This is a genomic window from Cronobacter muytjensii ATCC 51329 (assembly GCF_001277195.1).
GTDB lineage: Bacteria > Pseudomonadota > Gammaproteobacteria > Enterobacterales > Enterobacteriaceae > Cronobacter > Cronobacter muytjensii.
Genome location: NZ_CP012268.1, coordinates 3,704,689 through 3,730,229, shown reverse-complemented (window position 1 = coordinate 3,730,229; position 25,541 = coordinate 3,704,689). Strand labels below are relative to the sequence as shown.

Annotated in this window: 24 protein-coding genes; 18 read left to right on the top strand and 6 right to left on the bottom strand. The window is 58.1% G+C overall.

The window, feature by feature from the left end; all coding sequences use genetic code 11:
• Window positions 1–19: 19 nt before the first annotated feature.
• Window positions 20–820 carry a sugar/pyridoxal phosphate phosphatase YigL gene (gene yigL, locus AFK63_RS17160; RefSeq protein ID WP_007754749.1) on the top strand — a complete coding sequence of 267 codons (801 nt, stop codon included), beginning with the start codon at window positions 20–22 and terminating at the stop codon, window positions 818–820.
• A 112-nt stretch (window positions 821–932) separates the two neighbouring features.
• Complete coding sequence (locus AFK63_RS17155; RefSeq protein ID WP_038865893.1) at window positions 933–1,832, top strand: carboxylate/amino acid/amine transporter; 900 nt, start codon at window positions 933–935, stop codon at window positions 1,830–1,832.
• On the opposite strand, the gene metR is transcribed toward AFK63_RS17155, so the two are convergent.
• On the bottom strand, window positions 1,720–2,673 hold the full coding sequence (gene metR, locus AFK63_RS20795) for an HTH-type transcriptional regulator MetR (protein WP_032991423.1): 954 nt from the start codon (window positions 2,671–2,673) through the stop codon (window positions 1,720–1,722). The two genes, AFK63_RS17155 and metR, sit on opposite strands and share 113 nt — an antisense overlap.
• Window positions 2,674–2,997: 324 nt before the next feature.
• Here metR and metE point away from each other — a divergent pair, with 324 nt between their 5' ends.
• Entirely contained in the window at window positions 2,998–5,259 is a 2,262-nt protein-coding gene (metE, locus tag AFK63_RS17140) for a 5-methyltetrahydropteroyltriglutamate--homocysteine S-methyltransferase (RefSeq protein WP_038865776.1), read from the top strand.
• A 90-nt stretch (window positions 5,260–5,349) separates the two neighbouring features.
• On the opposite strand, the gene AFK63_RS17135 is transcribed toward metE, so the two are convergent.
• Window positions 5,350–6,168, bottom strand: a complete 819-nt coding sequence (locus AFK63_RS17135) for a dienelactone hydrolase family protein (RefSeq protein ID WP_038865774.1) — start codon at window positions 6,166–6,168, stop codon at window positions 5,350–5,352.
• Window positions 6,169–6,427: 259 nt separating this feature from the next.
• Here AFK63_RS17135 and udp point away from each other — a divergent pair, with 259 nt between their 5' ends.
• The 10 genes from udp to AFK63_RS17085 all read left to right on the top strand — a co-directional run bounded on the left by udp (window position 6,428) and on the right by AFK63_RS17085 (window position 14,832).
• On the top strand, window positions 6,428–7,183 hold the full coding sequence (udp, locus tag AFK63_RS17130) for a uridine phosphorylase (RefSeq protein ID WP_038865772.1): 756 nt from the start codon (window positions 6,428–6,430) through the stop codon (window positions 7,181–7,183).
• 144 nt (window positions 7,184–7,327) lie between these two features.
• The gene (rmuC, locus tag AFK63_RS17125) at window positions 7,328–8,761 is read left to right on the top strand and encodes a DNA recombination protein RmuC (protein ID WP_038865771.1); all 1,434 of its coding nucleotides are present in this window, start codon (window positions 7,328–7,330) and stop codon (window positions 8,759–8,761) included.
• 89 nt (window positions 8,762–8,850) lie between these two features.
• Window positions 8,851–9,606 carry a bifunctional demethylmenaquinone methyltransferase/2-methoxy-6-polyprenyl-1,4-benzoquinol methylase UbiE gene (ubiE, locus tag AFK63_RS17120; protein ID WP_038865770.1) on the top strand — a complete coding sequence of 252 codons (756 nt, stop codon included), beginning with the start codon at window positions 8,851–8,853 and terminating at the stop codon, window positions 9,604–9,606.
• Between the two features lie 11 nt (window positions 9,607–9,617).
• Window positions 9,618–10,223 (top strand): ubiquinone biosynthesis protein UbiJ, encoded by a 606-nt coding sequence (gene ubiJ / locus AFK63_RS17115; protein WP_038865769.1) that lies wholly within the window; start codon window positions 9,618–9,620, stop codon window positions 10,221–10,223.
• Complete coding sequence (ubiB, locus tag AFK63_RS17110; RefSeq protein WP_038865768.1) at window positions 10,220–11,860, top strand: ubiquinone biosynthesis regulatory protein kinase UbiB; 1,641 nt, start codon at window positions 10,220–10,222, stop codon at window positions 11,858–11,860. Before ubiJ ends, ubiB begins: the two co-directional genes overlap by 4 nt.
• Before the next feature lie 76 nt (window positions 11,861–11,936).
• Window positions 11,937–12,200: a Sec-independent protein translocase subunit TatA gene (gene tatA / locus AFK63_RS17105; RefSeq protein ID WP_038865767.1), complete on the top strand. Its 264-nt coding sequence runs from the start codon at window positions 11,937–11,939 to the stop codon at window positions 12,198–12,200.
• A gap of 3 nt (window positions 12,201–12,203) precedes the next feature.
• Window positions 12,204–12,782: a Sec-independent protein translocase protein TatB gene (tatB, locus tag AFK63_RS17100; RefSeq protein ID WP_038865766.1), complete on the top strand. Its 579-nt coding sequence runs from the start codon at window positions 12,204–12,206 to the stop codon at window positions 12,780–12,782.
• A gap of 1 nt (window position 12,783) precedes the next feature.
• Entirely contained in the window at window positions 12,784–13,545 is a 762-nt protein-coding gene (gene tatC, locus AFK63_RS17095) for a Sec-independent protein translocase subunit TatC (protein ID WP_038865765.1), read from the top strand.
• A gap of 40 nt (window positions 13,546–13,585) precedes the next feature.
• Window positions 13,586–14,377, top strand: coding sequence for a 3'-5' ssDNA/RNA exonuclease TatD (tatD, locus tag AFK63_RS17090; RefSeq protein ID WP_038865890.1), 792 nt, complete (start codon window positions 13,586–13,588; stop codon window positions 14,375–14,377).
• Between the two features lie 122 nt (window positions 14,378–14,499).
• The gene (locus AFK63_RS17085; RefSeq protein ID WP_038865763.1) at window positions 14,500–14,832 is read left to right on the top strand and encodes a glycine zipper family protein; all 333 of its coding nucleotides are present in this window, start codon (window positions 14,500–14,502) and stop codon (window positions 14,830–14,832) included.
• Between the two features lie 34 nt (window positions 14,833–14,866).
• Here the strand turns inward: AFK63_RS17085 and rfaH are convergent, their stop codons facing one another.
• Complete coding sequence (gene rfaH, locus AFK63_RS17080) at window positions 14,867–15,355, bottom strand: transcription/translation regulatory transformer protein RfaH (RefSeq protein WP_038865761.1); 489 nt, start codon at window positions 15,353–15,355, stop codon at window positions 14,867–14,869.
• 183 nt (window positions 15,356–15,538) lie between these two features.
• On the opposite strand from rfaH, the gene ubiD reads away from it, so the two are divergent.
• On the top strand, window positions 15,539–17,023 hold the full coding sequence (ubiD, locus tag AFK63_RS17075; protein ID WP_038865758.1) for a 4-hydroxy-3-polyprenylbenzoate decarboxylase: 1,485 nt from the start codon (window positions 15,539–15,541) through the stop codon (window positions 17,021–17,023).
• A 45-nt stretch (window positions 17,024–17,068) separates the two neighbouring features.
• Window positions 17,069–17,770 (top strand): NAD(P)H-flavin reductase, encoded by a 702-nt coding sequence (fre, locus tag AFK63_RS17070; RefSeq protein ID WP_038865756.1) that lies wholly within the window; start codon window positions 17,069–17,071, stop codon window positions 17,768–17,770.
• 30 nt (window positions 17,771–17,800) lie between these two features.
• Here fre and AFK63_RS17065 read toward each other — a convergent pair whose 3' ends face one another.
• The 3 genes from AFK63_RS17065 to fadB all read right to left on the bottom strand — a co-directional run bounded on the left by AFK63_RS17065 (window position 17,801) and on the right by fadB (window position 21,906).
• Complete coding sequence (locus tag AFK63_RS17065; protein WP_038865754.1) at window positions 17,801–18,148, bottom strand: hypothetical protein; 348 nt, start codon at window positions 18,146–18,148, stop codon at window positions 17,801–17,803.
• 394 nt (window positions 18,149–18,542) lie between these two features.
• Window positions 18,543–19,706 carry an acetyl-CoA C-acyltransferase FadA gene (gene fadA, locus AFK63_RS17060; RefSeq protein ID WP_038865746.1) on the bottom strand — a complete coding sequence of 388 codons (1,164 nt, stop codon included), beginning with the start codon at window positions 19,704–19,706 and terminating at the stop codon, window positions 18,543–18,545.
• 10 nt (window positions 19,707–19,716) lie between these two features.
• A complete protein-coding gene (gene fadB, locus AFK63_RS17055; protein ID WP_038865744.1) occupies window positions 19,717–21,906 on the bottom strand; it encodes a fatty acid oxidation complex subunit alpha FadB in 2,190 nt (729 codons plus the stop codon).
• Window positions 21,907–22,095: 189 nt separating this feature from the next.
• Here fadB and pepQ point away from each other — a divergent pair, with 189 nt between their 5' ends.
• From pepQ to trkH, 3 genes are read left to right on the top strand one after another with little or no spacing between them, the layout of a single operon-like run.
• The gene (gene pepQ, locus AFK63_RS17050) at window positions 22,096–23,427 is read left to right on the top strand and encodes a Xaa-Pro dipeptidase (protein WP_038865741.1); all 1,332 of its coding nucleotides are present in this window, start codon (window positions 22,096–22,098) and stop codon (window positions 23,425–23,427) included.
• The gene (locus AFK63_RS17045) at window positions 23,427–24,038 is read left to right on the top strand and encodes an IMPACT family protein (protein WP_038865739.1); all 612 of its coding nucleotides are present in this window, start codon (window positions 23,427–23,429) and stop codon (window positions 24,036–24,038) included. The genes pepQ and AFK63_RS17045 overlap by 1 nt, the downstream gene beginning before the upstream one ends.
• A 40-nt stretch (window positions 24,039–24,078) precedes the next feature.
• Entirely contained in the window at window positions 24,079–25,530 is a 1,452-nt protein-coding gene (trkH, locus tag AFK63_RS17040) for a Trk system potassium transporter TrkH (RefSeq protein WP_038865737.1), read from the top strand.
• Window positions 25,531–25,541 lie beyond the last annotated feature (11 nt).

Sequence of the window (25,541 nt, the reverse complement as noted above, 5' to 3'; positions counted from 1 at the left end):
ACCAGAGGTTTATTTTTATATGTATCAGGTCGTTGCGTCTGATTTAGACGGCACACTCTTATCCCCTGACCATACGCTGACGCCGTTTGCCAAACAAACGCTCAAATTGCTTACCGCCCGCGGCGTGAATTTCGTATTCGCCACCGGCCGCCACCATATCGACGTGGGGCAGATTCGTGACGGCCTGGAGATCAAGGCTTATATGATCACCTCTAACGGCGCGCGGGTGCACGACACCGACGGCAATCTGGTCTTTACCCATAATCTCGACACCGATATCGCCGCCGATCTCTTCGGCGTGGTGCGCGACAACCCGGACATCATCACCAACGTCTATCGCGACGATGAATGGTTTATGAGTCGTGAGCGCCCGGACGAGCTGAAATATTTTAAAGAGGCCGTCTTTAAATATTCGCTGTTCGAGCCGGCGTTGCTGGAGCCGCAGGGCGTCAGCAAAGTCTTTTTCACCTGCGACGTGCATGAAAAATTGCTGCCGCTGGAGCAGGCTATCAACGCCCGCTGGGGCGATCGCGTCAACGTCAGTTTCTCCACGCTGACCTGTCTCGAAGTGATGGCGGGCGGCGTCTCCAAAGGCCACGCGCTGGAGGCAGTCGCCAAAGCGATGGGCTACGGGCTGGAGTCCTGCATCGCGTTCGGCGACGGCATGAACGACGCAGAAATGCTCTCGATGGCGGGTAAAGGCTGCATTATGGGTAACGCGCACCAGCGCCTGAAGGATCTGCTGCCGGAACTGGAAGTGATTGGCACCAACGGTGAAGACGCCGTCCCGCACTATCTGCGTAAGCTTTTCCTCGCGTAATTCTCAGGGTGACAAGTGGTTTATCGGTAACCACTTGTCAACCAAATAGTGCAACTTTTCGCCAGCAGCTTCGCTACAATGCCTCTCTTTGTTTTCTGTAGAGATGATTATTGTGGCGTTACTCATCATCACCACGATTCTGTGGGCCTTTTCTTTTAGCCTGATCGGCGAATACCTCGCGGGCCATGTGGACAGCTATTTCTCGGTGCTGATGCGCGTCGGGCTGGCGGCGCTGGTGTTCCTGCCGTTTTTACGCACCCGCGGACAGAGCCTGAAAACGCTCTCGCTCTATATGCTGGTGGGCGCGCTGCAGCTGGGCGTGATGTACCTGTTCAGCTTCCGGGCATACCTCTACCTGACGGTGTCAGAATTCCTGCTGTTCACTGTCCTGACGCCGCTCTATATCACGCTGATTTACGATCTGCTGAGCCGTCGCCCGCTGCGCTGGGGCTACGCGTTAAGCGCGGGGCTTGCGGTCATCGGAGCGGCGATTATCCGCTATGACAAAGTGAGCGATCATTTCTGGACCGGGCTGATGCTGGTGCAGCTGGCGAATATCAGTTTCGCCATTGGGATGGTGGGCTATAAGCGGCTGATGGAAACGCACCCGATGCCGCAGCACAGCGCGTTTTCGTGGTTCTATCTCGGGGCATTCCTGGTAGCGGTCGTCGCCTGGTTCGCGCTCGGCAACCCGCAGAAGCTGCCAACCACGAATTTGCAGTGGGGCATTCTGGTGTGGCTGGGCGTCGCGGCGTCCGGGCTGGGGTATTTCATGTGGAACTATGGCGCCACGCAGGTGGACGCCGGCACGCTCGGCATTATGAATAACGTGCATGTGCCCGCCGGGCTGCTGGTCAATCTCGCCATCTGGCAGGAGCAGCCCCACTGGCCGAGCTTCATCATTGGGGGAGCGGTGATAATGGCTTCTCTGTGGGTCCACCGACGCTGGGTCGCGCCGCGCTCCGCACAAACGGCAGCGAATCACAGGCGTGCTGACGCGCCTGCTGAATAAACGCCTCCGTTACCGGCTGGCGCTGCTCGCCATCGCGCACCGCAGCGTACAGCCGGCTCCATAACCCGTCGCCAAGCGCGCGCGTTACCACCAGCCCCTGCCGCTCGAAATTTTCCACAACCCAGTGCGGCAGCGCGGCGATGCCCATGCGCGCCGACACCATCTGGATCAGCAGCAGCGTGTTATCAACGCTTTTCAGCGTCGGGCTGACCCCCGCAGGCTGTAAAAAGTGTCGCCAGACGTCAAGGCGACTGCGCTGTACCGGGTAGATAAGCAGCGTCTCGCTGGCGAAATCCTCCGGCGTCACCTGCGCTTTGGTCGCCAGCGGATGATCCGGCGCCACCACAAGGCGCACTTCAAAATCAAACATCGGCGAATAGTGCAGGCCGCTGCGCGGCAGAATGTCCGAGGTCAGCACCAGATCAAGTTCGTCCTGCTGCAACGCAGGTTGCGGATCAAACGTCACGCCTGATTTGAAATCCATCTCCACCTGCGGCCAGCGCTGGCGAAACGCCTCCAGCGCCGGCGCCAGCCACTGAATGCAGCTGTGGCACTCAATCGCGATGCGCAGCCGGGTCTGCTGCGGTTCGTTGCACGCCTGCAACGCGCGGCTAATCTGCGGCAGCACCTGGGCTGCGAGCTGCAACAGAATCTCGCCCTGCGGCGTAAAGCGCAGCGGCTGGCTTTTACGCACGAACAGCCGGAAGCCAAGACGCTGCTCCAGATCGCTGAACTGGTGTGAAAGAGCCGATTGGGTCTGATGCAGCGAGGCCGCCGCCGCCGCCAGCGAGCCGCAATTGCGCAGCGCCTGGAGCGTTCGCAGGTGTTTTATCTCGATCATGAAAGTCCTTCACTTGGCCATGAACATTTTGCGCTTGAGGAATATACAGTAACTGCCAATTATGGATGTGTAAACATCTGGACGTCCAAACTCGTCATAATTTGACTTGCAGATGCGTTGGCTTTCCTCGCTCGCCCCAGTCACTTACTGAAGTAAGCTCCTGGGAACTCGCTGCGTCGCCGCCTTTCTGCGAGCCGAATTATTTAGAGTTAGCCCCTTCGGAGGCGGATCCGAAATACGTACGGATTAATTAAATAAGACGAACAGATTCATTTTCTGAAACTCGCGGCTACGCGGATCCATCTTCAAGAGAGGCAGAACATCATGACTATCCATAATCACACCCTCGGTTTTCCCCGCGTCGGCCTGCGTCGCGAACTGAAAAAAGCGCAAGAAAGCTATTGGGCGGGCAAGAGCACGCGTGAAGAATTACTGGCGGTGGGCCGCGAGCTACGCGCACGCCACTGGGAGCAACAAAAAGCGGCGGGGATCGATCTGCTGCCGGTGGGCGATTTCGCCTGGTACGATCATGTGCTGACCACCAGCCTGCTGCTCGGCAACGTCCCGGCACGCCACCAGAACGCCGACGGCACGGTCGATATCGACACGCTATTCCGTATCGGTCGCGGCCGCGCGCCAACGGGCGAGCCCGCAGCGGCCGCTGAAATGACCAAATGGTTTAACACCAACTACCACTACATGGTGCCGGAATTCACCAAAGGCCAGCAGTTTGCGCTGACCTGGACGCAACTGCTGGACGAAGTGGACGAAGCGCTGGCGCTCGGCCACCACGTCAAACCAGTGCTGCTTGGCCCGGTTACTTATCTGTGGCTTGGCAAAGTGAAGGGGGAGCAATTTGATCGCCTCTCGCTGCTGAACGATATTCTGCCGGTCTACCAGCGGGTATTGGCGGAGCTTGCGAAGCGCGGCATCCAGTGGGTGCAGATAGACGAACCGGCGCTGGTGCTGGAGCTGCCGCAGGCGTGGCTCGACGCGTTCAAACCGGCCTACGACGCCCTGCAGGGCCAGACCAAACTGCTGCTGACCACCTATTTTGAAGGCGTGACCGACAATCTCGATACCATCACCGCGCTGCCGGTGCAGGGGCTGCATGTCGACCTGGTGCATGGTCATGACGACGTGAACGAACTGCATCGTCGCCTGCCGCAGGAGTGGCTGCTCTCGGCGGGCGTGATTAACGGGCGTAACGTCTGGCGCGCCGATCTCAGCGAGAAATATGCGCAGCTGAAGGCGGTCGCCGGGCAGCGCGAGCTCTGGGTCGGCTCTTCCTGCTCGCTGCTGCACAGCCCGATTGATCTCAGTGTCGAGACCCGTCTGGATGCCGAGGTGAAAAGCTGGTTCGCCTTCGCGCTGCAAAAATGTGAGGAGCTGGCGCTGCTGCGTGACGCGCTGAACAGCGGCGATACGGCAAAAATCGACCAGTGGAGCGCGCCGATCCAGGCCCGTAAACACTCGGCCCGCGTGCATAACCCGGCGGTAGAGCAGCGCCTTCAGGCGATTACGCCGCAGGACAGCCAGCGCGCCCATGCGTACCCGGTGCGTGCCGAAGCGCAGCGTGCCCGCTTTAATCTGCCGGCCTGGCCGACCACGACGATAGGCTCCTTCCCGCAGACGACGGAAATCCGCGGCCTGCGTCTGGATTTCAAAAAAGGTAATCTGGATGCGGCAAACTACCGTACCGGCATCGCGGAACATATTAAACAGGCGATCGTCGAGCAGGAGCGTCTGGGCCTTGACGTGCTGGTACATGGCGAAGCCGAGCGTAACGACATGGTGGAGTATTTCGGCGAACATCTTGATGGCTTTGTCTTTACCCAAAACGGCTGGGTACAGAGCTACGGCTCCCGCTGCGTGAAGCCGCCGGTGGTAATTGGCGACATCAGCCGTCCGGCGCCGATTACGGTGGAGTGGGCGAAATACGCGCAGTCGCTGACCGACAAACCGGTGAAAGGGATGCTGACCGGCCCGGTGACGATCCTGTGCTGGTCGTTCCCGCGTGAGGATGTCTCCCGTGAAACCATCGCGAAACAGATTGCGCTGGCGCTGCGCGATGAAGTGGCGGATCTCGAAGCGGCGGGCATCGGCATTATTCAGATTGACGAACCGGCGTTGCGCGAAGGGTTGCCGCTCAAGCGCAGCGACTGGGACGCGTATCTCGCCTGGGGCGTGGAGGCGTTTCGCCTGAACGCGGCCGTCGCGAAGGATGATACCCAGATCCACACCCACATGTGTTATTGCGAGTTTAACGACATCATGGACTCCATCGCCGCGCTGGATGCGGACGTCATCACCATCGAAACGTCACGTTCGGATATGGAGCTGCTGGAGTCGTTCGAAGAGTTTGAATACCCGAACGAAATCGGGCCGGGCGTTTACGATATTCATTCGCCGAACGTGCCGGATGTGGCGTGGATCGAAGCGCTGCTGAAAAAAGCCGCGCAGCGTATTCCGCAGGAGCGGCTGTGGGTGAACCCGGATTGTGGTCTGAAAACCCGTGGCTGGCCGGAGACCCGCGCGGCCCTCGCCAATATGGTGAAAGCGGCGCAGAACCTGCGTCAGGCTTAAAGGTTGTGATGAGGGCGGGTGGCGCTTCGCGTACCCGCCATGTACCCATCTCCACACGCAAAAAAACGCCCGGTTTACCGGGCGTTTTTCTTATCCTTTCTTGCCACCGTAGGTCTGGAACCACGCTAACATTCGCTCCCAACCATCCTTTGCCGACGCCTCGTGATAGCTCGGGCGATAATCGGCGTTAAAGGCGTGACCCGCGTCCGGGTAAACAATAATTTCCGCATTCGCGTTGGCGGCGCGCAAGGCATGACGCATCGTTTCCACGCTCTCCAGCGGAATGCCGGTATCCTGCGCGCCATACAGCCCCAGCACGGGCGCGGTGAGATCGGTCGCGATATCCACCGGGTGTTTCGGCGAGTTCAGCGTCTTATCGCCCAATAATTTGCCATACCAGGCCACCGCCGCTTTTAACTGCGGATTATGCGCGGCATACAGCCAGGCGATGCGTCCGCCCCAGCAGAAGCCAGTCAGCGTCAGACGATGCGCGTCGCCGCCGTTACGCGAGGCCCAGCTCGCGACATGGTCTAAATCCGCGAGAACCTGCGCATCCGGTACTTTCGAAACCAGATTGCTTAACAGCGAGGAGATATCGTCATAGTCGTTCGGGTCGCCCTGACGGAAATAGAGCTCCGGCGCCACCGCCAGATAGCCTTCCAGGGCCAGACGACGGCAGATATCGCGAATATGTTCATGTACGCCGAAAATTTCCTGCACCACCATCACCACGGGCAGCGGGCCATTGGCCTCCCGCGGGCGGGCGTGATAAGCAGGCATATTTTCGCCCTGTGTAGGGATCGAGGTTTCACCCGCGATAATGGCATCCTGCGGCGTATGAACTACCGTTGAAGCGACAGGTGAGGCCGCAGCGGCAAAGCCTGCCGGATGGTCAGTTGTGTTGGTCATGGCATTCTCCGTACCCGTTATTGTTTTAGCGCAACCCTAACTATAGCCTGCGTGTGGCGAGCGTGGGGGTGGCAAAAGGCGTCATCAACGGCGCACAATCTCGCTTTTCAGGTTGTATGTGTGACTGTCATCACGAAATAATGGCAAATTAATGCAACTCCTTTCTTTTGAAGTGAATTCGGTCACGAAAAAGGCCGGAAAGGTTCTGTAAAGTACCGTTTTGCTTCTCCTGACAAACCGACCCACAGAGGAGTCACCTATGTCTGATGTTTTTCACCTCGGCCTTAAAAAAAGCGATCTTCAGGGCGCTGAGCTTGCGATTGTTCCCGGCGACCCGGAGCGAGTGGAAAAGATCGCCGCGCTGATGGATAAGCCGGTCAAACTGGCCTCTCACCGTGAATTCACCTCCTGGCGCGCCGAGCTTGATGGCAAGGCGGTCATTATTTGCTCTACCGGTATTGGCGGCCCGTCAACCTCTATTGCTGTAGAAGAGCTGGCGCAGCTGGGCATCCGCACCTTCCTGCGCGTGGGCACCACTGGCGCTATCCAGCCGCACATCAACGTAGGCGACGTGCTGGTCACGACCGCGTCAGTACGCCTTGACGGCGCCAGCCTGCATTTCGCGCCGATGGAATACCCGGCGGTGGCTGATTTCGCCTGCACCACCGCGCTGGTGGAAGCCGCGAAAGCGGTCGGTGCCACCACGCACATCGGCGTAACAGCATCTTCCGACACCTTCTATCCGGGCCAGGAGCGTTACGACACGTTCTCTGGCCGCGTGGTCAGCCGCTTTACTGGCTCTATGAAAGAGTGGCAGTCAATGGGCGTGATGAACTATGAAATGGAATCCGCCACGCTGCTGACCATGTGTTCGAGCCAGGGCTTGCGTGCCGGGATGGTGGCGGGCGTTATCGTCAACCGCACCCAGCAAGAGATCCCGAACGCTGAAACCATGAAGCAAACCGAAAGCCACGCGGTGAAAATCGTGGTCGAGGCGGCGCGCCGTCTTCTCTGAATGCTCCCTTCAGGCCGGCGTTCTGCCGGCCTTTTTGCGTAATGTCTCGCAGGAATAACGCTCCTTACAGAAAAACGCTTTTCCTCTGGAATTATGTACAGCACAATCCTCTCTGGCGTGATACGCGGTCAGGCAGGAGGCGTGGTGGAAATTTCATATCTGGTATTAGCGGTGGTCGCGCTGGCGGGCGTTGCGGTTGGCTGGCTTATGTCGGGCCTGCGAACCGCCCAACAGAAAGCGGAGCTGCTGGCCGAGCAGCGCGATATTTATGGCGAACTGAGCGCCGCCCGCGAGGCGCTGGCGCATAACCAGCACTGGCGCAACGAATGCGAGCTTCTCAATAATGAACTGCGCAACCTGCGGGAAATCAACAGCTCGCTGGAATCCGATCTGCGCGAGGTCACCACCCGTCTGGAAGCCACGCAGGTGCACGCCGAAGAAAAGCTGCGGCAGATGATAAGCAGCGAACAGCGACTCAGCGAACAATTTGAAAATCTTGCCAACCGCATTTTTGAGCAGAGCCGCCGACAGGTCGACGAGCAAAACCGCCAGAGCCTGAACGGCCTGCTGTCGCCGCTGCGTGAGCAGCTCGACGGCTTTCGCCGCCAGGTACAGGAAAGCTTCGGGCAGGAGGCGCGCGAGCGCCATACGCTTGCTCACGAAATCCGCAATCTTCAGCAGCTGAATGCGCAAATGGCACAGGAGGCCATCAACCTGACGCGCGCGTTAAAAGGCGACAATAAGGCTCAGGGCAACTGGGGAGAAGTGGTGCTCGCCCGTGTACTGGAGGCTTCCGGTCTGCGCGAAGGACATGAGTATGAAACCCAGGTCAATATTCAGCTTGCCGACCGCAGCCGCATGCAGCCGGACGTTATAGTGCGTTTGCCGCAGGGCAAAGATGTGGTGATTGACGCCAAGATGACTCTCGTGGCTTATGAGCGTTATTTCAACGCGGAAGATGACTACAGCCGCGAGTTGGCCATCAACGAGCATATCGCCGCTATCCGTAACCATATCCGGTTGCTGGGCCGCAAGGATTACCAGCAACTGCCGGGGTTGCGCACGCTGGATTACGTGCTGATGTTTATTCCGGTCGAACCCGCCTTTTTACTGGCTATCGACAAACAGCCGGAGCTCATCAGCGAAGCGTTAAAAAACAATATCATGTTGGTGAGCCCGACCACGCTGCTGGTGGCGTTGCGCACTATTTCTAACCTCTGGCGTTATGAGCATCAAAGCCGCAACGCCCAGCAGATAGCCGACCGCGCCAGCCGCCTGTACGACAAAATGCGGCTTTTCATTGATGACATGAGCGCTATCGGTCAGAACCTCGATAAAGCCAGCGACAGCTACCGGCAGGCGATGAAAAAGCTCGCCACCGGGCGCGGCAATCTGCTCGCCCAGGCGGAGGCGTTCCGTGGAATGGGCGTCGAGGTGAAGCGCGAGATTAATCCGGATTTGGTCGAACAGGCGACGCAGGAAGATGAGGCGTTCGCGCTTTCCGACGCCGATGCGCTTGCTGAGGCTCCAGATGAAAACAGCCACTTAGCGGCGTTTCGCGTTGCGGGCGAGCGCTGAGCGGCGCGGCAATGCCGCCTTGAATCGTAGGGCAATTGCGGCCAATCTGTTACACTTCACAAACATTTCCTTGATAAGCAGGCACTGAGATGGTTGAAGATTCACGAGATACAACGCACTTTGGCTTCCAGACCGTAGCGAAAGAGCAAAAAGCGGATATGGTGGCGCAGGTCTTCCACTCCGTGGCGGCGAAATATGATGTCATGAACGACCTGATGTCGTTTGGCATTCATCGCCTGTGGAAGCGCTTCACTATCGATTGCAGCGGCGTGCGTCGCGGCCAGAAGGTTCTTGACCTCGCAGGCGGCACCGGCGATTTGACCGCCAAATTTTCCCGTCTGGTCGGCGAGAGCGGCAAAGTAGTGCTCGCAGATATCAATGATTCCATGCTGAAAATGGGCCGCGAAAAGCTGCGTAACACCGGCATCGTCGGCAACGTTGAGTATGTCCAGGCCAACGCGGAAGCGCTGCCGTTCCCGGATAACACCTTTGACTGCATCACAATTTCCTTCGGCCTGCGTAACGTCACCGATAAAGAAAAAGCGCTGCGCTCTATGTTCCGCGTGCTGAAGCCGGGCGGTCGTCTGCTGGTGCTGGAGTTCTCCAAACCCGTGTTCGAGCCCCTGAACAAAGCGTATGACGCCTACTCTTTCCATATTCTGCCGCGCGTCGGTGAACTGGTGGCGAAAGACGCAGGCAGCTACCGTTATCTGGCCGAATCTATCCGCATGCATCCGGATCAGGAAACTCTGAAAGCGATGATGAACGACGCGGGCTTTGAGAACGTTAACTACTACAACATGACCGGCGGGATCGTAGCGCTGCATCGCGGCTACAAATTCTGAGGAGGTGCCGGATGCCTTTCACACCGCTAATGATGGCAGGCATTGAAGGCGCGTTGAACACCTTCCTGTATCGCGAGAGCGCGCTGAAAGCGCCGCGCCAGCGTCTGCAGGGCAAGGTGCTGCGCGTGACGCTTGAAGAGCTCTCCACGCCGCTGGTGCTGGTATTCAGCGAGCAGCAACTGGATGTGCTCAGCAAATGGGAAGGCGAGGCGGACTGTACCGTCATCACCCGGCTTGCCGTATTACCGAAACTGCAGGATCGCCAGCAGTTAACCGCGCTTATTCGTAGCGGCGAACTGGAAGTGCAGGGCGATTTGCAGGTGGTGCAGAATTTCGTCGCGCTGATGGATATGGCCGAGTTTGACCCCGCCGGGCTACTGGCGCCGTGGGTTGGCGATATCGCGGCGGAAGGCATCGGCCGCGTGATGCGTCGCGGCGGGCAATTGCTGCAAAAAAGCTTCACGCGCAACCAGCAATATCTGGCGGAAGCTATTACCGAAGAGTGGCGCGTCGCGCCGGGCGCGCTGGAAGTCGCCTGGTTTGCCGAAGAAATTTCGGCTATTGAGCGCAGCCTGGAAGGATTAACCAAACGGTTGGATAAACTGGAGGGCAAATGACGCCAGGTGAAATTCGGCGCCTTTATTTCATCATTAAAACGTTCCTGAGCTACGGTCTGGATGAGCTTATCCCACGGATGCGTCTTACGCTGCCTCTGCGGGTCTGGCGTCGCGGGCTGTTCTGGCTGCCCAACCGCCACAAAGATCTTGAGCTCGGTACGCGGCTGCGGCTGGCATTGCAGGAGCTGGGGCCGGTATGGATCAAGTTTGGTCAGATGCTCTCGACCCGCCGCGATCTCTTCCCGCCGGTTATCGCCGATCAACTCGCTCTGTTGCAGGATCGCGTCGCTCCCTTTGATGGCCGACTGGCGAAGCAGCAGATCGAAAAAGCGATGGGCGATCGCCCCGTCGAAGCCTGGTTTGATGACTTCGACATTAACCCGCTCGCGTCTGCTTCTATCGCCCAGGTCCATACCGCGCGTCTGAAAGAGAACGGCAAAGAGGTGGTCATCAAAGTGATCCGCCCCGATATCCTGCCGGTCATCAAAGCGGACATGAAGCTGATTTACCGCCTGGCGCGCTGGGTGCCGCGTCTGCTGCCAGATGGCCGCCGTCTGCGGCCGATGGAAGTAGTGCGCGAGTATGAAAAAACGCTGCTTGATGAGCTTGACCTGCTGCGCGAGGCGGCCAATGCCATTCAGCTGCGCCGTAATTTTGAAAACAGCCCGATGCTCTACATTCCGGAAGTCTATTCGGACTACTGCAGCCCGACGATGATGGTGATGGAGCGTATCTATGGCATTCCCGTGAATGACGTTGCGGCGCTGGAAGCCAACGGGACGGATATGAAGCTGCTCGCCGAGCGCGGCGTTCAGGTTTTCTTTACCCAGGTCTTCCGCGACAGCTTCTTCCACGGCGACATGCATCCGGGCAATATTTTTGTCAGCCATGACCACCCGCATGACCCGCAATACATCGGTATTGATTGCGGTATTGTGGGCTCGCTAAATAAAGAAGATAAGCGCTATCTGGCGGAAAACTTTATCGCTTTCTTCAACCGCGACTACCGCCGCGTGGCGGAGCTGCACGTTGATTCCGGCTGGGTGCCGCCAGACACGAATGTTGAAGAGTTTGAGTCGGCCATTCGTACTGTCTGTGAGCCGATTTTTGAAAAGCCGCTGGCGGATATCTCGTTTGGTCACGTGCTGCTGAACCTGTTTAATACCGCGCGACGCTTCAATATGGAAGTTCAGCCGCAGCTGGTGCTGCTGCAAAAAACGCTGCTTTATATCGAGGGCGTGGGGCGTCAGCTTTACCCGCAACTCGATTTATGGAAAACGGCGAAACCTTTTCTCGAAAGCTGGATCAAAGATCAGGTGGGCTTCCCGGCGCTGGTGCGCTCTTTTAAAGAAAAAGCCCCATTCTGGGCCGAGAAAATCCCGGAGATCCCTGAACTGGTCTACAACAGCCTGCGGCAAGGCAAACAACTGCAACAAAGTGTTGATAAGATTGCCCATGAGCTGCAGGAACACCGCGTGAAGCAAGGGCAATCGCGGTACCTGTTTGGCATCGGCGCTACGCTGATGCTGAGCGGTACGCTGCTCTTTATCAACCGGCCTGACTGGGGGATGTCGCCCGGATGGCTGATGGCAGGCGGGATCCTCGTCTGGCTTATCGGCTGGCGGCGCACCGACTAGCAGGCATTGTTATGTAACGGCCACAGGTATACTGTGGCCTGATGAATACCATTATCACTGGTAACTGAGGAAATGTATGGGTGGCATCAGTATCTGGCAGTTATTGATTATCGCTGTTCTGGTTGTTCTGCTTTTCGGCACCAAAAAGTTACGCTCGCTGGGCTCCGATCTCGGTGAATCCATCAAAGGCTTTAAAAAAGCGATGGGTGATGACGATAAACAGAAACAGAGTCAGGATGCGGATTTCACCGCGCCTTCAGAGCAGGATAAACGCATCAGCGAAACCAAAAGCGACGTCAACCCTGACGACGCCAAAAAACGTGATAAAGAGCAGGTGTAATCCGTGTTTGATATTGGTTTTGGCGAACTGCTGCTGGTTTTTGTTATCGGTCTTATCGTCCTGGGGCCGCAGCGTTTGCCTGTGGCTGTCCGGACTGTCGCAGGCTGGGTGCGCGCGCTGCGATCGCTTGCGACCACCGTGCAGAACGAACTGACTCAGGAGCTAAAGCTTCAGGAGTTTCAGGAAAGCCTGAAGAAAGTGGAAAAGGCGAGCATTGATAACCTGACGCCGGAGCTGAAAGCCTCTATGGACGAACTGCGCGAGGCGGCGGAATCCATGAAGCGGTCTTACAACGTTAACGATCCTGAAAAAGCGAGCGACGAAGCCCACACGATCCACAACCCGCTGGTTAAAGGCAATGAGGCTGAACATCAGGGCGTGACGCCGGCCAGGGCCGAGCATCAGGCCCAGTCGCCCGCACAGAAACCGGGGCAGGATGAACCGCACACGGCAACGCCTGATGTGGCAGCGCAGCCTTCCCCTGCGGAATCTGTACACCCTGACACCGGGAAAAACGCTGACGCTGCGCCCGGTGGCATGCGCAAGCCTGAAGCCGTCTCTACCGTGAGTGATAAATCCTGACATGGCAGTTGAAGATACCCAACCCCTAATCAGTCATCTGATTGAACTGCGCAAGCGGCTGCTGAACTGCATTATCGCGGTGCTGCTGATTTTTCTGGCGCTGGTCTATTTCGCCAACGACATTTACCAACTGGTTTCGGCCCCGCTTATCAGCCAGATGCCGCATGGCGCCAGCATGATTGCCACCGATGTGGCGTCGCCGTTCTTTACGCCTATCAAGCTGACCATGATGGTGTCGGTGATCCTCTCCGCGCCGGTTATCCTGTACCAGGTCTGGGCGTTTGTCGCTCCGGCGTTGTACAAGCATGAGCGCCGGTTAATCATACCGTTGCTAGTCTCCAGTACGCTGCTGTTTTATATCGGCATGGCATTTGCCTACTTTGTCGTGTTCCCGCTGGCGTTCGGCTTTTTGACCAAAACCGCGCCCGTTGGGGTGGTGGTATCGACCGATATCACCAGCTATCTCGATTTCGTCATGGCGCTGTTTATGGCGTTCGGCGTGTCGTTTGAAGTACCGGTCGCGATTGTGCTGCTGTGCTGGATGGGCGTCACGACACCGCAGGATCTGCGAGAGAAACGCCCCTATGTTCTGGTCGGCGCGTTTGTCGTCGGGATGCTGCTCACTCCGCCGGATGTTTTCTCGCAAACGCTACTGGCGATACCCATGTACTGTCTGTTTGAAGTCGGGATTTTCTTCTCGCGCTTCTACGTCGGTAAACGGCGTCCGCGCGAGGCAGATGCTGAAGAAGAAGCTGAAGAATAACCAAACCGCCCGCCAGGGCGGTTTTCATATGGAAAGCGCAATGTTTGATATTGGCCTGAATATTACCAGCTCTCAGTTTGACCATGACAGGGATGCGATGATGGCCCGCGCCCGGGCGGCGGGCGTCGACCACATGCTGTTTACCGGCACCTCGCTTGATGAGAGCGAGCGCGCCTGCGAGTTCGCCAGACGCTATGAAGGCTGCCGGGCAACAGCTGGCGTTCACCCGCATGACGCCAGCACCTGGAATGATGAGAGCGCAGCACGGCTGCGGGCACTGGCAGGTGAGGCGCAGGTGGTTGCCATCGGCGAGTGCGGGCTCGATTTCAACCGGAACTTTTCAACGCCCGCACAGCAGGAGCATGCCTTTACCGAACAGCTGCGGCTGGCGGCGGAACTGGCGCTGCCGGTGTTTTTACATTGTCGCGATGCGCATGCGCGTTTTCTGGCGCTGCTGGATCCGTGGCTGGATAAACTGCCGGGCGCGGTGCTGCACTGCTTTACCGGCAGCGAACAGGAGGCGCGGGAGTGCCTGGCGCGCGGTCTGTATCTGGGCATTACCGGCTGGGTATGCGACGAGCGCCGCGGGCTCGAACTGCGCGCGCTGCTGCCTGTGATCCCGGCCGACCGCCTGCTGCTGGAGACCGACGCGCCTTATCTGCTGCCGCGCGATCTCACGCCAAAACCTGCGTCGCGCCGCAACGAGCCATGCTGGTTGCCTCATATCCTCTCACGCGTCGCGCAGTGGCGCGGCGAAGATCCGGCGTGGCTGGAGGCGACCACTGACGCAAACGCGGCCCGTCTGTTTCTGAAAAGCTCGTCGCCTGCGTAAGGCGGTTATCAGAATCCCACTGAGTGTGGATTTTTGCACGCGGTTGAGACATCACCTCCTGAAAGCCCGGTGATAAGCTTCCCGCCAGGGATTTTCCCTGTTTTCAGACGCGAGGGATGTTAATGAGAAAGGTAACGACAACAGTCGTAGTGTTGATGCTGCTGGCGGGCGGGCCCGTCATGGCGATGGATAAAACCGCGACCGGCGCGGTGCTTGGCGCCACCGCGGGCGCTATCGCTGGCAAAGATGTCAAAAGCGCAGCGGGTGGAGCCATCATTGGCGCAGGCACCGGCGCGATGCTGAAAAAAGGCGATAAAGGCAAAGCTGCGCGCAAAGGCGGCGTCGCGGGCGCGGTGGTGGGCGCAGGTGTGGCGGCGGCAACCGGAAAAAGCGTTTTAAAAGGCGCGGCGGTTGGCGCGGGTGCGGGCGGTGTTATTGGCGAAGCGGCACATTAATCGCAGGCGGCGTTACGGCGCCGCCAGTCTCGCGTCAGACTTTACGGAATTCGGTATTCTTCACGCTCTGCAGCACCTGCTTATTCAGCAAATTCAACAGCAGCATGGAACGGGCTTCGCCATCGGGCTCGGTAAAAATCGCCTGTAACCCTTCAAACGCGCCTTCGGTAATCACCACCATATCGCCGGTATGCGGCGTGTCCGGATCGGTCACGTTCTCCGGCTGCCAGTCGAGCAACTGTTCGATAACGGTTTGCGGCACCACCGCCGGGCTTGAGCCAAAGCGAACAAAATGGCTGACGCCGCGCGTAGAGCTGACCGTAGTGGTGTGGATATCTTCCGGATCGAACCGGACGAAAAGGTAATTGGGGAACAGCGGCTCGCTGACGGACGTGCGTCTGCCACGTACCATTTTTTCGAGCGTTATCATTGGCGTAAGGCAGTTCACCGACTGTCGTTCAAGGTGCTCTTTGGCGCGCTGAAGTTGCCCGCGTTTACAGTACAGTAAATACCAGGATTGCATAATGACTCTTCTTACATGGCCGGACGCGCCAGCATAACAAAACCACCTCAGGATCGCTAAGGGCATTATACCGCGCTGTGCTATAGCCTGTGGTGATGATTCACGTTAATTTAACAAAATTACGGCATGCCTGCGGCGAACACCGTATAATAAAAAGCTTATTTTAAAGCCACGAATAACTGCATGAAATACCACGACCTACGCGAATTTCTGGCGCTGCTGGAGCAGCAAGGCGAACTCAAGCGCATTACATTGCCTGTCGATCCTTATCTGGAGATGACGGAAATCGCCGACCGCACCCTGCGCGCGGGCGGTCCGGCGCTGCTGTTTGAAAATCCCAAAGGCCATACCATGCCGGTGCTCTGCAACCTGTTCGGCACGCCAAAACGCGTGGCGATGGGCATGGGGCAGGATGATGTCTCCGCGCTGCGTGAAGTCGGCAAGCTGCTGGCCTTTCTGAAAGAGCCGGAGCCGCCGCGCGGTTTTCGCGATCTCTTTGATAAGCTGCCGCAGTTTAAGCAGGTGCTGAATATGCCGACGAAGCGGTTGCGTAACGCGCCGTGTCAGCAGAAGGTGTGGCAGGGCGATGAGGTCGATCTGAACCGGATCCCCATTATGCAGTGCTGGCCAGATGATGCTGCGCCGCTCATCACCTGGGGCCTGACGGTAACGCGCGGGCCGCATAAAGAGCGTCAGAATCTCGGCATTTATCGCCAGCAGTTAATTGGCAAAAACAAACTGATTATGCGCTGGCTTTCGCATCGCGGCGGCGCGCTCGATTTTCAGGAGTGGTGTCAGGCGCATCCCGGCGAGCGTTTCCCGGTTGCCGTGGCGCTGGGCGCTGACCCGGCCACCATTCTGGGCGCGGTGACGCCGGTGCCGGATACACTCTCTGAATACGCCTTCGCCGGTCTGCTGCGCGGCACCAAAACCGAAGTGGTGAAGTGCCTGTCAAACGATCTGGAGATTCCGGCCAGCGCGGAGATCGTGCTGGAAGGGTATATCGAACCGGGCGAAATGGCACCGGAAGGGCCGTATGGCGACCACACGGGTTACTATAATGAGATTGATAATTTCCCGGTTTTCACCGTGACGCATGTGACGCAGCGCGAAGATGCGATTTATCACTCGACGTATACCGGCCGTCCGCCTGATGAACCGGCCGTGCTTGGCGTGGCGCTGAATGAAGTTCTGGTGCCGATTCTGCAAAAGCAGTTCCCGGAAATCGTGGATTTTTATCTTCCGCCGGAAGGGTGCTCTTATCGCCTCGCCGTAGTAACGATGCGCAAGCAGTACGCGGGCCACGCGAAGCGCGTAATGATGGGCGTCTGGTCGTTCCTGCGTCAGTTTATGTATACCAAGTTTGTCATCGTTTGCGATGATGACGTGAACGCGCGCGACTGGAACGACGTTATCTGGGCGATTACTACCCGTATGGACCCGGCGCGCGACACGGTGATGGTGGAGAACACGCCGATCGATTATCTGGATTTCGCCTCGCCGGTATCCGGTCTCGGCTCCAAAATGGGGCTCGACGCCACCAACAAATGGCCGGGCGAAACCCAACGCGAGTGGGGCAGACCCATCAAGAAAGATCCCGAAGTGACGGCGCGTATCGACGCCATCTGGGATGAACTCGCCATTTTTCATGACGGAAAAGGCGCCTGACGCGCCGCCGTTGCAGTTGCATTATTGACCCGACAGAGGGAACGCATGACAACCTTAAGCTGTAAAGTGACCTCGGTAGAAGCCATCACGGATACCGTTTATCGCGTTCGTTTGGTGCCGGAAGCGGCCTTTTCGTTTCGCGCAGGTCAGTACCTGATGGTGGTAATGGATGAGCGGGACAAGCGCCCTTTTTCTATGGCCTCCACGCCGGATGAGCAGGGCTTTATCGAACTGCATATCGGCGCGTCGGAACTTAACCTCTATGCGATGGCGGTGATGGACCGCATCCTCAAAGAGCGTGAAATCGTGGTCGATATTCCGCATGGCGAGGCGTGGCTGCGCGATGATGAAGAGCGCCCGCTGATTTTAATCGCAGGCGGCACGGGCTTTTCTTACGCCCGCTCAATTCTGCTGACAGCGCTGGCTCGCAATCCGAATCGCGATATCACCATTTACTGGGGCGGGCGCGAAGAGAAACACCTGTACGATCTGGCGGAGCTGGAAGCGCTGTCCGTCGACCATCCGAATCTCAACATTGTGCCCGTTGTCGAGCAACCTGATGAGACGTGGCGCGGCCGCAGCGGCACCGTACTGACGGCGGTAATGCAGGATTTCGGCACGCTTGCCGGGCATGACATCTATATTGCCGGACGTTTCGAGATGGCGAAAATCGCCCGTGACCTCTTCTGCAACGAACGCGGCGCGCGTGAAGACCGCCTGTTCGGCGACGCCTTCGCGTTTATCTGAGCCGCTGATTGATGACGCCAGCCCGGCATCTTAAGGGCTGGCGGTAAGCTCCTTCCCTGACCACACATACAACGGTTGATCGTTTTCCAGCAGGCAAAGCAGCGTAATATTTTTGCGCGCCGGATGGTCAAGCTTTGCGGTGAGCTGCGTCGCGATATGCTGTTGCCCCACGTTTTCGTCATACCGCTCCACCACGACGCTTCCCGGCACAATGCGAGACTCATTCAGAACCTGGTGCATCCAGGTATGGTTTTGCGACGCGTCGATAAGCGACGCCAGACAGCGCTGCGCCAGCGTCTCTTCAGACTGCTGCGCCTGGGCGGGAACCGTAAAAAACAGCGCAGCGGCAAGGGGCGCGCAGATAAAGCATCCTTTCATAATTTTCCCTGAAGCATGGAGAGCGATAAAAGAGCCTGGCACAAACGCGGCAAATAAAAAACCCGCCCCTGACAGGCGGGAAGAACGGCAACTAAACTTTTCTCTCTTCGCCGTTGATGCCATAGCGGCGTTGGCGGCGTTCACTTACCCCAGTCACTTACGTCAGTAAGCTCCTGGGGATTCGTTCACTTGCCGCCTTGCTCTGACATCAACGGCATTGAGAGCACGCTCTCTTCGCGCTTGCTACTATGGCGGCGTTGGCGGCGTTCACTTACCCCAGTCACTGACGCCAGTAAGCTCCTGGGGATTCGTTCACTTGCCGCCTTGCTCTGACATCAACGGCATTGAGATCATGCTCTCTTCGCGCTTGCTTACTATGGCGGCGTTGGCTATCTCACACCCGCTCAAACACCGTCGCAATTCCCTGGCCGAGGCCGATACACATGGTGGCGAGGCCGAGCTGTGCGTCGCGGCGCTCCATCAGGTTGATAAGCGTGGTGCTGATGCGCGCGCCAGAGCAGCCGAGCGGGTGACCGAGCGCGATCGCGCCGCCGTTAAGGTTGATCTTCTCATCTATCTGCTCCATCAGACCCAGATCTTTAATACAAGGCAGGATCTGCGCGGCAAAGGCTTCGTTCATCTCAAAAAGATCGATATCGCTCGCGGTCAGTCCGGCTTTTTTCAGCGCCAGCTTTGAGGCAGGCACCGGGCCATAACCCATAATGGAGGGATCGCAGCCCACCACCGCCATAGAACGAATACGGGCGCGCGGCGTCAGGCCAAGTTCACGGGCGCGCGACTCGCTCATCACCAGCATTGCCGCCGCACCATCGGAAAGCGCCGACGAGGTGCCTGCCGTCACGGTGCCATTAGCCGGATCAAAGGCCGGCTTCAACTGCGACAGCCCTTCGGCCGTGGTCTCCGGGCGGATCACTTCGTCAAAGTCATAGCGTTTCAGCACGCCGTCTGCGTCATGACCGCTGGTGGGGAGGATTTCATTTTTGAAATGCCCGGCCTGCGTAGCCGCCCAGGCGCGCTGATGCGAGCGGGCAGCGAAGGCGTCCTGCATTTCACGGCTGATACCGTGCATGCGCGAGAGCATTTCTGCCGTCAGCCCCATCATGCCTGCCGCTTTCGCCACATTGCGGCTTAAGCCGGGATGAAAATCGACGCCGTGGTTCATCGGCACATGGCCCATGTGCTCCACGCCGCCCACGAGGCAGACGCTGGCGTCGCCGGTCATGATCATCCGCGCGGCGTCATGCAGCGCCTGCATCGACGAGCCGCACAGGCGGTTTACCGTCACCGCCGGTACGCGGTGTGGAATTTCCGCCAGCAGCGCCGCGTTGCGGGCGATGTTAAAACCCTGCTCCAGCGTCTGCTGTACGCAGCCCCAGTAGATGTCGTCAATAGCATTCGCGTCCAGCGCCGGGTTGCGCGACAGCAGGCTGCGCATCAGGTGCGCGGAGAGATCTTCCGCGCGTACCTGACGGAACGCGCCGCCTTTGGAGCGGCCCATCGGGGTGCGGATAGCATCAACAATTACAACCTTTTCCATTCGTCACTCCTTAAGCCGTTTGCAGGTCGCCCACCGGTTGGGCGGGTTCAACCTGGGGATAATAGGGCGCGTTGTGGCTCGCTTTGTCGCGAAGCCCCGCAGGCGCTTCATACAGCGGCCCCAGATGCTGATAGCGCTGCGCCATATCGACATATTTCGCGCTGCCCTGGGTGTCGAGCCAGCGGAACGCGCCGCCGTGGAACGGCGGGAAACCGAGACCATAGACCAGCGCCATATCGGCCTCCGCCGGGCTTGCGATAATGCCTTCTTCCAGGCAGCGCACCACTTCGTTGACCATCGGGATCATCATGCGCGCCACGATCTCTTCATCGCTGAACGCGCGTTTCGGCTGACTCACTTCCGCCAGCAGGCTGTCGACGGCATCGTCCTGCTCTTTGCGCGGCTTGCCTTTGCTGTCTTCTTTATAGGCGTAGAATCCTTTACCGTTTTTCTGCCCGAAACGGCCTGCGTCAAACAGCGCGTCGATGGCGTCGCGGTAATCTTTCTGCATTCTTTCCGGGAAGCCCGCCGCCATCACTGCCTGAGCGTGGTGCGCGGTATCGATGCCGACAACGTCCAGCAGATACGCCGGGCCCATCGGCCAGCCGAACTGTTTTTCCATAACTTTATCGATCTGGCGGAAATCCGCGCCGTCGCGCAGCAGCTGGCTGAAACCCGCGAAGTAGGGGAACAGCACGCGGTTAACGAAAAAGCCGGGGCAGTCGTTAACCACAATCGGCGTTTTACCCATTTTGCTCGCCCAGGCGACGACTTTCGCAATGGTGTCGTCAGAGGTTTTTTCGCCACGGATCACTTCAACCAGCGGCATACGGTGAACCGGGTTAAAGAAGTGCATGCCGCAGAAGTTTTCCGGACGCTTAAGGACGCTCGCCAGTTCGCTGATAGGAATGGTGGAGGTATTGGAGGCGAGTACGGTGTCCGGGCGCACCTGATCTTCGGTTTCCGCCAGTACCGCTTTTTTGACTTTCGGGTTTTCGACCACGGCCTCGACGACGACATCGGCGCGCCCGAAGCCTGCGTAATCCAGCGTCGGGTGGATAGTCGCTATCACGCTCGCGAGCTTCAGCCCGTCAATTTTGCCGCGCTCCAGCTGTTTGTTCAGCAGTTTACTGGCTTCGCTGATGCCGAGCGCCAGCGATTTTTCATTTATATCTTTCATGATGACCGGCACGCCTTTCCAGGCAGACTGGTAAGCGATGCCGCCGCCCATGATGCCAGCCCCGAGAACGGCCGCTTGTTTTGGCGTCTCTGTTTCTCTGGTCTGCTTTTTCGCCAGCCCTTTGACGTACTGATCGTTTAAGAAGATGCCGACCAGCGCGCGCGCTTCGCTGGAGCGCGCCAGCGGAACAAAGCTGTTATTTTCCAGCGCCAGGGCGTCGTCGCGCCCCATACCGGCAGCGGCTTCAATGGTTTTCACCGCTGTCATCGGTGCCGGGTAATGTTTACCGGCGGTCTGCATGACCATGCCTTTGGCGATAGTAAAGCTCATGGCGGCTTCGATTTTGCTTAAGCGCAGCGGTTCGAGTTTCGGCTGGCGTCTGGCCTGCCAGTCGAGATCGCCGTCGATGGCCTGACGCAGCATGCGCAGCGCGCCTTCAACCAGTTTTTCCGGTTTCACGACGGCGTCCACCAGGCCCACTTTCAGCGCGGCGTCGGCGGTGATGTCTTTACCGGCGGCGATAATTTCCAGCGCGCTGTCGGCACCCAGCAGGCGGGGCAGACGTACAGAGCCGCCAAAGCCCGGCATGATGCCAAGTTTCGTCTCCGGCAGCCCGATACGGGCATCCGGCGTGGCGAGACGGAAATCGGTCGCCAGCACGCATTCGCAGCCGCCGCCCAGGGCGTAGCCGTTGATGGCGGAGAGCGTCGGCACCGGCAAATCTTCAAGACGGTTAAACACGCTGTTGGCGAAGTGCAGCCACTGGCTCAGTTGCTCAGCGGGCACCTGGAACAGCGAGAGGAATTCGGTAATGTCGGCCCCGACGATAAACGCGGCTTTTTTCGAGCGCAGCAGCAGGGCTTTCAGACGAGGTTCTTTTTCCAGCACTTCCAGCGCGTGGCCAAGGCTTGCCACGGTCGCGGTATCGAGCTTATTCACCGAGCCGGGGGCATCGAACACCAGTTCGGCAATGCCGTCTTCCAGCCAGTTAAGGTACAGGGTGTCGCCTTTGTAGAGCATGTCGGTCTCCTGAATCCAGCAAGGGGATCTGGTCGTACCAGATGAAGCGGAGTGTGGAGTTGATGTTAATGAAATGCAAATTACTGTTTAAATATTTGCAAACACGATCACGGATGGTGGAAAACGCTCGGGTGACAGACCGGTGTGCTAAGATGCCTGGGTTGAGAGCTCAAACTTTAAAGGTAAAGTATGGATTCGCTGACCACCCTCTATAAAAATCATCTCGATACGCTCCAGGAGCGTACCCGCAACGTTCTCGCCCGTTTTAATCTGGACGCGCTGCTTATCCACTCCGGGGAGTTGTTTAATGTCTTTCTGGACGATCACGCTTATCCGTTTAAGGTGAACCCGCAGTTTAAGGCGTGGGTGCCGGTGACTCAGGTGCCGAACTGCTGGCTGCTGGTGGACGGCGTTAATAAGCCGAAGCTGTGGTTTTATCTGCCGGTGGATTACTGGCATAACGTGGAGCCGCTGCCGAACGCGTTCTGGACAGAAGAGATTGATATTATCGCGCTGCCGAAAGCCGATGAGATTGGCGGTCAGCTGCCAGCCGCACGCGGTAATATCGCCTATATCGGTCCGGTGCCGGAGCGTGCGCTGAAGCTCGATATCCCGGCGGATAAAGTGAACCCGAAAGGTGTTATCGACTACCTGCATTTCTGGCGTGCGTATAAGACGGACTATGAACTGGCCTGCATGCGTGAAGCGCAGAAAACGGCAGTTAACGGTCATCGCGCCGCGCATGAAGCGTTTCTTTCGGGGATGAGCGAGTTTGATATCAATCTGGCGTACCTGACCGCGACCGGCCATCGTGATACCGACGTGCCTTACAGTAATATCGTGGCGCTGAATGAACACGCCGCCGTGCTGCATTACACCCGTCTCGATCACCGCGCGCCGTCTGAAATGCGCAGCTTCCTGCTGGATGCGGGCGCGGAATATAACGGCTACGCGGCAGATTTAACCCGCACCTGGGCTGCTGACAGCGACAACGATTTCGCTGCCCTCATTAAAGACGTTAATGAAGAGCAACTGGCGCTGATTGGCACCATGAAAGCGGGCGTCAGCTACATTGATTACCATATCCAGTTCCATCAGCGCATCGCGAAGCTGCTGCGCCGCCACCAGATTGTTACCGACATCAGCGAAGAGGCGATGGTGGAGGCAGACATTACGGGGCCGTTTATGCCACACGGCATCGGGCATCCGCTGGGCTTACAGGTGCATGACGTCGCGGGCTTTATGCAGGACGATACCGGCACGCATCTGGCGGCGCCGGGGAAATATCCGTATCTGCGATGCACGCGCGTGTTGCAGCCGCGTATGGTGCTGACGATTGAGCCGGGGATTTACTTTATCGAATCGCTGCTGGCGCCGTGGCGCGAAGGCGAGTTCAGCAAACACTTCAACTGGCAGAAAATTGAAGCGCTGAAACCGTTTGGCGGCATTCGCATCGAAGACAACGTGATTATCCACGAGCATGGCGTGGAAAACATGACCCGGGACCTGAAGCTGGCCTGATGGAGAGCTGGCTGGTTCCGGCCGCGCCGGTGATCTTTACAGAAGAGATCAAAAAGAGCCGCTTTATCACGCTGCTCGGGCATACCGAGGGCGTGGAGGCGGCAAAGGCGTTTGTCGCGCAGGCGCGCGTCGACTATCCGGACGCCCGGCATTATTGTCAGGCCTGGGTTGCGGGCGCGCCCGATGATTCTCAGCAACTGGGGTTCTCGGACGACGGCGAACCGGCGGGTACCGCCGGGAAACCGATGCTGGCGCAGCTGATGGGTGGCGGCGTCGGGGAAGTGACCGCCGTGGTGGTGCGCTATTTCGGCGGCGTTAAACTTGGTACCGGCGGGCTGGTAAAAGCCTATGGCGGCGGCGTACAACAGGCGCTGGCGCAGCTTACGACCACGCTCAAAGTGCCGATGAGGGAATATACTTTGCTGTGTGATTACGCGCAGCTCGCGGGCGTGGAAACGCTGCTCGCTCAGTTTAATGGCCGGGTCGTGCAGAGTGATTTCCAGGCGAACGTGGCGCTCAGGGTGGCGCTGGCGCCGTCGCAGGTGACGGCTTTTTCAGCAAAGCTCGCCGACTTTAGCCGTGGCGCATTGCATTTGTTGTCGGTTGAATAATAATCCTCCCCTTCATTTTTGATTCCAAAGGAAACGGCAGATGCATTTTCGCGCCATTACCCGAATCGTTGGTCTGTTGGTTATCCTGTTTTCCGGGACGATGATTATTCCCGGCCTGGTGGCCCTGTTATACCGCGACGGTGCGGGACGCGCTTTTACGCAAACTTTTTTTGTCGCTCTGGCGATTGGCGCGGCGCTCTGGTGGCCGAATCGTCATCAGAAGCGCGAGCTGAAATCGCGCGAAGGCTTTCTTATCGTGGTGCTGTTCTGGACGGTGCTGGGCAGCGTCGGGGCATTACCGTTTATTTTCTCCGAACGGCCTAATCTCACCATTACCGACGCCTTTTTTGAATCCTTCTCCGGGCTGACGACGACCGGTGCTACGACGCTGGTGGGCCTTGATTCGCTGCCGCATGCCATTCTGTTCTATCGTCAGATGCTACAGTGGTTCGGCGGGATGGGGATCATCGTGCTGGCAGTGGCGATTCTGCCGATTCTGGGTGTGGGCGGGATGCAGCTCTATCGCGCTGAAATGCCCGGCCCGCTGAAAGACAATAAGATGCGCCCGCGTATCGCCGAAACGGCCAAGACGCTGTGGCTGATTTATGTGTTGCTGACGGTCGCGTGCGCGCTGGCGCTGTGGTTTGCCGGTATGCCCGCGTTTGACGCCATCGGCCATAGCTTCGCCACCATCGCCATCGGCGGGTTTTCCACCCATGACGCGAGCGTGGGGTATTTCAACAGCCCCACCATCAACACCATTATTGCTATCTTTCTGCTTATCTCCGGCTGTAACTACGGGCTGCACTTTTCTCTGCTTAGCGGGCGTAGCCTTAAGGTCTATTCACGCGACCCGGAGTTTCGCATGTTTATCGGCGTACAACTGACGCTGGTATTTATCTGTACGCTGGTCCTCTGGTTTCATGATACGTACGACTCGGCGGTGACGACGCTCAACCAGGCATTTTTCCAGGTGGTATCGATGGCGACGACGGCGGGCTTTACCACCGACAGCATCGCGAAGTGGCCGCTGTTCCTGCCTGTGCTGCTGCTTTGTTCGGCATTCATTGGCGGGTGTGCCGGCTCTACCGGCGGCGGGCTAAAGGTCATTCGCATTCTGTTGCTCTTTAAGCAGGGCAACCGCGAGCTGAAAAGGCTGGTACACCCGAACGCTGTCTACAGCATTAAGCTTGGCAACCGCGCGCTGCCGGAGCGTATCCTCGAAGCGGTGTGGGGATTCTTCTCGGCCTATGCGCTGGTGTTTCTGGTCAGTATGCTGGCGATTATCGCCACCGGTGTGGATGACTTCTCCGCTTTCGCCTCTGTCGTGGCGACGCTTAATAACCTTGGCCCAGGGCTTGGCGTGGTGGCAGATAACTTCGCCAGTATGAATCCGGTCGCTAAATGGATACTTATCGCCAATATGCTTTTCGGGCGCCTGGAAGTGTTCACGCTTCTGGTGCTGTTTACCCCGACCTTCTGGCGCGAATAACAGGGAGATAC

Coding starts and splice junctions, on each gene's coding strand:
- yigL (WP_007754749.1), top strand. CDS start 20: ATGTATCAGGTCGTTGCGTCTGATTTAGACGGCACACTCTTATCCCCT.
- metR (WP_032991423.1), bottom strand. CDS start 2,673: ATGATCGAGATAAAACACCTGCGAACGCTCCAGGCGCTGCGCAATTGC.
- metE (WP_038865776.1), top strand. CDS start 2,998: ATGACTATCCATAATCACACCCTCGGTTTTCCCCGCGTCGGCCTGCGT.
- AFK63_RS17135 (WP_038865774.1), bottom strand. CDS start 6,168: ATGACCAACACAACTGACCATCCGGCAGGCTTTGCCGCTGCGGCCTCA.
- udp (WP_038865772.1), top strand. CDS start 6,428: ATGTCTGATGTTTTTCACCTCGGCCTTAAAAAAAGCGATCTTCAGGGC.
- ubiE (WP_038865770.1), top strand. CDS start 8,851: ATGGTTGAAGATTCACGAGATACAACGCACTTTGGCTTCCAGACCGTA.
- ubiJ (WP_038865769.1), top strand. CDS start 9,618: ATGCCTTTCACACCGCTAATGATGGCAGGCATTGAAGGCGCGTTGAAC.
- ubiB (WP_038865768.1), top strand. CDS start 10,220: ATGACGCCAGGTGAAATTCGGCGCCTTTATTTCATCATTAAAACGTTC.
- tatA (WP_038865767.1), top strand. CDS start 11,937: ATGGGTGGCATCAGTATCTGGCAGTTATTGATTATCGCTGTTCTGGTT.
- tatC (WP_038865765.1), top strand. CDS start 12,784: ATGGCAGTTGAAGATACCCAACCCCTAATCAGTCATCTGATTGAACTG.
- tatD (WP_038865890.1), top strand. CDS start 13,586: ATGTTTGATATTGGCCTGAATATTACCAGCTCTCAGTTTGACCATGAC.
- AFK63_RS17085 (WP_038865763.1), top strand. CDS start 14,500: ATGAGAAAGGTAACGACAACAGTCGTAGTGTTGATGCTGCTGGCGGGC.
- rfaH (WP_038865761.1), bottom strand. CDS start 15,355: ATGCAATCCTGGTATTTACTGTACTGTAAACGCGGGCAACTTCAGCGC.
- ubiD (WP_038865758.1), top strand. CDS start 15,539: ATGAAATACCACGACCTACGCGAATTTCTGGCGCTGCTGGAGCAGCAA.
- fre (WP_038865756.1), top strand. CDS start 17,069: ATGACAACCTTAAGCTGTAAAGTGACCTCGGTAGAAGCCATCACGGAT.
- AFK63_RS17065 (WP_038865754.1), bottom strand. CDS start 18,148: ATGAAAGGATGCTTTATCTGCGCGCCCCTTGCCGCTGCGCTGTTTTTT.
- fadA (WP_038865746.1), bottom strand. CDS start 19,706: ATGGAAAAGGTTGTAATTGTTGATGCTATCCGCACCCCGATGGGCCGC.
- fadB (WP_038865744.1), bottom strand. CDS start 21,906: ATGCTCTACAAAGGCGACACCCTGTACCTTAACTGGCTGGAAGACGGC.
- pepQ (WP_038865741.1), top strand. CDS start 22,096: ATGGATTCGCTGACCACCCTCTATAAAAATCATCTCGATACGCTCCAG.
- AFK63_RS17045 (WP_038865739.1), top strand. CDS start 23,427: ATGGAGAGCTGGCTGGTTCCGGCCGCGCCGGTGATCTTTACAGAAGAG.
- trkH (WP_038865737.1), top strand. CDS start 24,079: ATGCATTTTCGCGCCATTACCCGAATCGTTGGTCTGTTGGTTATCCTG.